Here is a 6,370-nt window from a genome sequence, read left to right as displayed (position 1 = left end):
GCCGGCTGGCGCGACGCGCTCAGGCGGACACTGGCATAGGCAGTGGATGTCCGCTTTTGCCCAAAAGCGAACGGAGCGTGGATCAATCGACTGGAGTCAGGATTGTCGTGGGTTCATCACGAGCAGCGCGATAGTCTGCGTCACGTTCGGGGCTAGGGGCAGGCTCGGGCCAGCATAAGTGGCCACCTTTGCACCCCAATGGCCCGACATCACCTGTTTGGGAAGATCGTTTGTGTTTGGCAGTAGTGCCAGCGCCGCAGCGGGAGCCGCAACCCGCACAGCTTGTGCGTCGGTCACGTCGACCTGAATGCCGCGCTCACCTTGAATGATGACAGCTGGCTTGCGCACGTTGCTGACCAGCTCCGCCGGATCGAGCGCGAAGGTGCTTATTAGAAAGCCTTGGATGGCGGGTCGGAAGAGTGGTGCCAGCGGTGAAGGTAAGCCTTTCTCGACAACTCGTTTGCCAGCTGCAATCCAGTCCATCGCGGCATTCGCTTGATTGAGCAGCGGCGCGCTGGCCGGATTGGCGCGGAGTTGGTCTTTGAGCACGTTGCCCAACGGCCGACCCGTCGTAGCGACGAGCACTAGTCCGCAGATAACCTCGTCGCGCTGAGCAGCTTCGAGCGCAACCAATCCGCCCTCGCTTTGGCCGAGCACTCACACGCACTTCGCGCCGGTCTGATGGCGAGCTGCCTCTACCCAGGCGCGTACGTCGTGAGCATAGTCTCCGATCGTCACCGCTGCAGCATCTGGTATGGCACGGGCGCTGGCGAACATGCCGCGTTTGTCGATGTGAACCGTCGTCACTTCCTTGGCGGCTAGCTCCTCTGCAAGCAGCCGATAGGACGCTGCCGTCAACCCGAGCGGGTTATTACCGTCGCGATCGGTTGGCCCGGAACCGAGAATGCTGAGCACTACGGGCCCGTCTGCCTTTCCGGAGGTGGTGAGTATGCCCTTCAGCGCCGTTCGGCCCTGGAGCTGATATGTCGCCCTGAAAAGCGCCTGCGAATACGGCAGTTAGAGTAAGGCGAGCATCGCCCGATGCGGAGTGTCTGGATTCCACCCAGAACACGATGGTTCAGGCTTAGAACGATACAAGACGTAGTCAGCAATCCGAGTGGGCGTCGAAAACAAGAAAGGGCGGCCCGTTACCGGACCGCCCCCATGTACAACCGGGAAGGTTGAACCTTAGCGCTTCGAGAACTGGAAGCTGCGGCGTGCCTTCGCACGGCCGTACTTCTTACGCTCGACGACACGCGGGTCGCGCGTCAGGAAGCCTGCGGCCTTGACCGGCGAGCGCAGGATCGGCTCGTACTTGGTCAGCGCCTGGCTGATGCCGTGCTTGACCGCGCCGGCCTGACCCGACAGGCCACCGCCCTTGACGGTGCAGATCACGTCATACTGGCCCTCGCGCTCGGTGATGCCGAACACCTGGTTGATGACGAGGCGCAGCGTCGGACGCGCGAAATAGATTTCCTGATCGCGACCGTTGATCGTGATCTTGCCCGAACCCGGCTTCAGCCAGACGCGAGCGACCGCGTCCTTGCGGCGGCCGGTGGCGTAGGCGCGACCGTACTTGTCGAGCTCCTGGGCGCGCAGCGGAGCGCGCTGTACCGGCTCGTCGATCTGGCCAGCCATGTAGGCGTTGGCCTGGTTGTCGGACGCGTCCTGCGCGGCAGTCGACTGCTGCTGCAGCGCGGCGCCGAGATCGGAAAGAGACTGGCGATTGTCGGACATTATGCGCCCACCTTGTTCTTGCGGCTCATGCCGGCGATGTCGAGAACCTCGGGGTTCTGGGCTTCGTGCGGATGCTCGGCGCCCTTGAAGATGCGCAGGTGGCGCATCTGCTCGCGGCCCAGCGGCCCGCGCGGGATCATGCGCTCGACGGCCTTTTCCAGCACGCGCTCGGGGAAGCGACCTTCCAGCACCTTGGCCGCGGTCACGCCCTTGATGCCGCCGGCGTAACCGGTGTGCTTGTAATAGACCTTCTTCTCCGCCTTGTTCGACGTGAAGCGAATCTTGTCCGCGTTGATGACGATGACGTTGTCACCGCAATCGACGTGCGGGGTGAAGCTAGTCTTGTGCTTGCCGCGCAGCACGTTGGCGATCACCACCGCCGCGCGACCGACCACCAGGCCCTCCGCGTCGACGATGTGCCACTTCTTCTCCACCTCGTGCGGCTTGGCCGACTTGGTGGTCTTCATCAGCGCCTTCATGGGCCTAGTGACCTTTATCAACTAAAGAAAAGCGACGCAGCGAGGGTGCCCGCGCGTCGTTGCCGGCCAATTGCCGGCGTGCGCCCGACAAGTCAAGGTTTTCGCCACTTTGCTGACGGGTAACGAGATACCCGACTAGATGGCCGTGCGGCGCGGCGTGCTGATCCCGTGCGCGGCAACCACACTGGCGATCAGCAGAAGGGCGGCATTCGCCTGATGCGCAACCGCGACGACGATCTCCACGCCCGACAGCAATGTCGCGATGCCGAGCGTGATTTGAAGCACGACGAGCGTGGCGACGGCGATGGCCGCCCGCGAGTGACCGGCCGCCCGTGCGCGCCAGGCGAGCCACAGCAGACCGCCCGCCGCGGCAAAGGCCAGCCAGCGGTGAATGAACTGTACCACGATCGGATTGTCGACGAGGTTGGCGGCACTCGGGCTGAGCATCGGCACGCCCGCGGGGAACAGCGTGTCGCCCATCAGCGGCCAGCTGGCAAAGGCGTAGCCCGCGTCGAGCCCGGCAGTGAACGCGCCATAAGTAATCTGCGTGAACAACAGCAGCAGCGCGGCGGCGGCCCCGAGCGCAAGGTGAGCGGGGCGCGCCAGTGGGGAGGCGGCAAGCGAGCGTAGGTCGCGCGCGGTCCAGACGATCCCGGCCAGGATGGTCAGCGCGGTGACGAGGTGCACCGCCAGGCGCACGTGACTGACATCGGTTCGCACCGACAGGCCCGAGGCGACCATCCACCAGCCGATCGCTCCCTGCAATCCTCCGAGCGCGAGCAAGGCGGTAAGCCGCAAGCCATAGCCAGCCGGAATGCGTCGGCGTATCGCGAACCAGATCAGCGGCAGCGCGAAAGCCATCCCGATCACCCGCCCCAGCACGCGGTGGAGATATTCCCAGAAGAAGATCGCCTTGAACCCGTCGAGCGTCATGCCACGATTGAGCTGCTGATACTCCGGAATACGCTGATAATTCGCGAACTCGGCCTGCCACTGCGCGGTGGTGAGCGGGGGAATGATCCCGCTGATCGGCTTCCACTCGGTGATCGACAAACCCGATTCGGTCAGTCGCGTAATGCCGCCGACAACAACCATCGCGACGATCAACGCGGCCACCGCATATAACCAGCGCGCGATCGCGAGCGGACGCGCGGTCGTCGAATATCCTGGGGTCGCCTGAAGCATGCCTTCTTATACTCAGCTTGCGTCGAGGCGTCGATGACGCGGCGATGAGACAAAATGTCCCATGTGATATTGTATCTCGGTCGGAGCTGGCCTAAATGTCGGATCGATGGCGCAGCGCACCACCTCGACTAAAACGACGGCGCCCGGCAACCGGCTCGACCGTTGGGCGATCTGGCTGTCGGCGGCCTGTCTGGCGCATTGCGTTGCGACCACGGTGCTGGTCGCAGTATTGTCGACGGCTGGAGGGCTGCTCGGCAATCCGCTCATCCATGAGGTCGGCCTCGTGCTCGCTATCCTGCTCGGTGCGGTCGCGTTCGGGAAGGGTGTGGTGGCGCATGGGCGACCGCTGCCGCTGATGCTCGGCGGGGCCGGGCTGACGATGATGGCCGCGGCCGTCATCGTGCCGCACGGCGCGCATCATCTCGCCGAGAGCGCGCTGACGATCGCCGGCGTGGTGGTGCTCGCGACCGGGCACGCGCTCAACCGTCATCGCCACGCCTGAGTGCTTCGCCGCACGCGGTCGCTTGCCGCATCGCCGCGATCTTCCTATCTCGACCGGCATGGCGGGGCACGATCATCTTGAGAGCGGCAGCGAGGAGCTGACCCGCGCGGCGCAGGCGCAGCTGGAGCAATCGGGCGAACAGTGGACGCAGATGCGCGAGAGCGTGTTCACCGCGCTCGCCGGGTTCAGCCGGCCTGCGTCGGCCTATGACATCGCCGAAGCCGTTTCGCTGGCGCAGGACCGCCGCGTGGCCGCAAATAGCGTGTACCGCATCCTCGACCTGTTCGTCGGCAACAATCTGGCGCGACGGGTCGAGAGCGAGAATGCGTACGTCGCCAACACGCATCCCAATTGTCGCCACGACTGCATCTTCCTCGTCTGCGACGCGTGTGGCACCACTACCCACCTCGATCACGACAGCATCACCGCTGCCGTACGCACGGCGGCGAGCGAGGCCGGGTTCACGCCCGAGCGCCCCGTGATCGAGGTTCGCGGGCGCTGTGCCGCCTGCACGGCTGGCAGCAACTAACCGCTCAGGCGCGAGATGCTGCCTGGTAGATCGTTGCAATCGACACAAGGCATCGGCTGGTCTATCCGGCCGTGATGGCCAATGTTCCCGTGACGCCGCTGCTCGACACCGTCAAAAGCCCTGCCGACCTCCGCAAGCTCTCGCCGGAGCAGCTGCCGCAACTCGCAGACGAACTGCGGCAGGAGACGATTTCCGCGGTTGGGACGACCGGCGGGCACCTGGGCTCGGGGCTCGGCGTGGTCGAGCTGACGACCGCGATCCACTACGTCTTTGATACGCCGCGCGACCGGCTGATCTGGGACGTCGGTCACCAATGCTACCCGCACAAGATCCTGACGGGGCGACGTGACCGCATTCGCACGTTGCGTCAGGGCGGCGGCCTGTCGGGTTTCACCAAGCGGAGCGAGAGCGAGTACGATCCGTTCGGCGCGGCGCATTCCTCGACTTCGATCTCCGCCGCGCTCGGCTTCGCGATCGCCAACAAGCTGGCGGGCACGCCCGGCAAGGGTATCGCAGTGATCGGCGACGGCGCAATGAGCGCAGGCATGGCCTATGAGGCGATGAACAACGCCGAGGCCGCGGGCAATCGGCTGGTCGTGATCCTGAACGACAACGACATGTCGATCGCACCGCCGGTCGGTGGGCTTTCGGCCTATCTATCGCGCATGGTGTCAAGCCGCGAGTTCCTGTCCTTGCGCGAGCTCATGAAGAAGGTCGCGCGCAAGCTGCCGCGTCCGTTCCACTCGGCTGCCCGCAAGACCGACGAGTTCGCCCGCGGCATGACGATGGGCGGCACCTTGTTCGAGGAACTGGGCTTCTACTACGTCGGGCCGATCGACGGCCACAATCTAGAGCATCTGATCCCAGTGCTGGAGAACGTGCGCGACGCGGAGGAAGGCCCGATTCTCGTCCACGTCGTGACCAAGAAGGGCAAGGGCTACGCTCCCGCCGAGGCCGCGGCCGACAAATACCACGGCGTGCAGAAGTTCGACGTCATTACCGGCACCCAGGCGAAGGCACCGCCGGGACCGCCGCAATACCAGAACGTGTTTGGCGAGGCGCTGACCAAGGAAGCGGCGAACGATCCGCGCATCTGCGCGATCACCGCGGCGATGCCATCGGGCACCGGGCTAGACAAGTTCGCGAACGCCTATCCTGACCGCTTCTTCGACGTCGGTATCGCTGAGCAGCATGCGGTGACCTTCGCCGCCGGCCTCGCCGCACAGGGCATGCGGCCGTTCGCGGCGATCTACTCGACCTTCTTGCAGCGCGCCTACGATCAGGTCGTTCACGACGTGGCGATCCAGAATCTGCCGGTGCGTTTCGCGATCGATCGCGCGGGTCTGGTCGGCGCGGATGGTGCGACTCATGCGGGCAGCTTCGACGTCACCTATCTGGCGACGCTACCGAACTTCGTCGTCATGGCGGCGGCGGACGAAGCCGAACTGGTTCACATGGTCCACACCTGTGTCGAGCACGATTCGGGGCCGATCGCGGTGCGCTACCCGCGCGGTAACGGCACCGGTGTCGCCTTGCCCGAGACGCCAGAGTTGCTTGAGATCGGCAAGGGTCGGATCGTGCGCGAGGGCAAGAAGGTCGCGATCCTGTCGCTCGGCACCCGGCTGGGCGAGGCGATGCGCGCCGCCGACACGCTCGACGCGCGCGGTCTGTCGACCACGGTTGCTGACCTTCGCTTCGCCAAGCCGCTCGACAACGCGCTGATCCGCCGCCTGCTGACCAGTCACGAGGTCGCGGTGACGATCGAAGAGAATGCGGTCGGCGGTCTCGGCGCACACGTGCTGACGATGGCGTCGGACGAGGGGCTGACCGACGCGGGGCTCAAGATACGCACGATGCGGCTGCCCGACCTGTTCCAGGATCAGGACAAGCCCGAGGTGCAATATGCGCAGGCCGGGCTCGACGCCGATGCGATCGTCG

The 6,370-nt window shown here is 65.0% G+C and carries 8 protein-coding genes; 3 read left to right on the top strand and 5 right to left on the bottom strand.

Annotation, left to right across the window (positions count from 1 at the left end; all coding sequences use genetic code 11):
- Positions 1-96 precede the first annotated feature (96 nt).
- From QZ847_RS03000 to QZ847_RS02980, 5 genes are all read right to left on the bottom strand, one after another.
- Positions 97-657, bottom strand: a complete 561-nt coding sequence (locus QZ847_RS03000) for a hypothetical protein (RefSeq protein ID WP_294352936.1) — start codon at positions 655-657, stop codon at positions 97-99.
- A complete protein-coding gene (locus QZ847_RS02995; protein WP_294352934.1) occupies positions 658-915 on the bottom strand; it encodes a hypothetical protein in 258 nt (85 codons plus the stop codon).
- Between the two features lie 273 nt (positions 916-1,188).
- Positions 1,189-1,737, bottom strand: coding sequence for a 30S ribosomal protein S9 (gene rpsI / locus QZ847_RS02990; protein ID WP_294352932.1), 549 nt, complete (start codon positions 1,735-1,737; stop codon positions 1,189-1,191).
- Positions 1,737-2,216, bottom strand: coding sequence for a 50S ribosomal protein L13 (gene rplM, locus QZ847_RS02985; protein ID WP_093007448.1), 480 nt, complete (start codon positions 2,214-2,216; stop codon positions 1,737-1,739). Before rplM ends, rpsI begins: the two co-directional genes overlap by 1 nt.
- A gap of 135 nt (positions 2,217-2,351) precedes the next feature.
- Positions 2,352-3,401 (bottom strand): COX15/CtaA family protein, encoded by a 1,050-nt coding sequence (locus tag QZ847_RS02980; protein ID WP_294352930.1) that lies wholly within the window; start codon positions 3,399-3,401, stop codon positions 2,352-2,354.
- A 106-nt stretch (positions 3,402-3,507) separates the two neighbouring features.
- Between QZ847_RS02980 and QZ847_RS02975 the strand changes: the two genes are divergently transcribed.
- The 3 genes from QZ847_RS02975 to dxs all read left to right on the top strand — a co-directional run.
- Complete coding sequence (locus QZ847_RS02975) at positions 3,508-3,903, top strand: MerC domain-containing protein (RefSeq protein ID WP_294352928.1); 396 nt, start codon at positions 3,508-3,510, stop codon at positions 3,901-3,903.
- Between the two features lie 58 nt (positions 3,904-3,961).
- The gene (locus QZ847_RS02970; protein WP_294352938.1) at positions 3,962-4,432 is read left to right on the top strand and encodes a transcriptional repressor; all 471 of its coding nucleotides are present in this window, start codon (positions 3,962-3,964) and stop codon (positions 4,430-4,432) included.
- A gap of 74 nt (positions 4,433-4,506) precedes the next feature.
- On the top strand, positions 4,507-6,370 hold a 1,864-nt coding region (gene dxs / locus QZ847_RS02965), incomplete at its 3' end, for a 1-deoxy-D-xylulose-5-phosphate synthase (protein ID WP_294352925.1).

The sequence above is a fragment of the uncultured Sphingomonas sp. genome, from assembly GCF_913778135.1.
Lineage (GTDB): Bacteria > Pseudomonadota > Alphaproteobacteria > Sphingomonadales > Sphingomonadaceae > Sphingomonas.
The sequence above is the reverse complement of the archived record's forward strand: the minus strand, read 5'-3'. Positions and strand labels throughout refer to the sequence as shown.

Bases quoted from the DNA above. Each gene is read 5' to 3' on its own strand.
- rpsI (WP_294352932.1), bottom strand. From the start codon at position 1,737: ATGTCCGACAATCGCCAGTCTCTTTCCGATCTCGGCGCCGCGCTGCAG.
- rplM (WP_093007448.1), bottom strand. From the start codon at position 2,216: ATGAAGGCGCTGATGAAGACCACCAAGTCGGCCAAGCCGCACGAGGTG.
- QZ847_RS02980 (WP_294352930.1), bottom strand. From the start codon at position 3,401: ATGCTTCAGGCGACCCCAGGATATTCGACGACCGCGCGTCCGCTCGCG.
- QZ847_RS02975 (WP_294352928.1), top strand. From the start codon at position 3,508: ATGGCGCAGCGCACCACCTCGACTAAAACGACGGCGCCCGGCAACCGG.
- QZ847_RS02970 (WP_294352938.1), top strand. From the start codon at position 3,962: ATGGCGGGGCACGATCATCTTGAGAGCGGCAGCGAGGAGCTGACCCGC.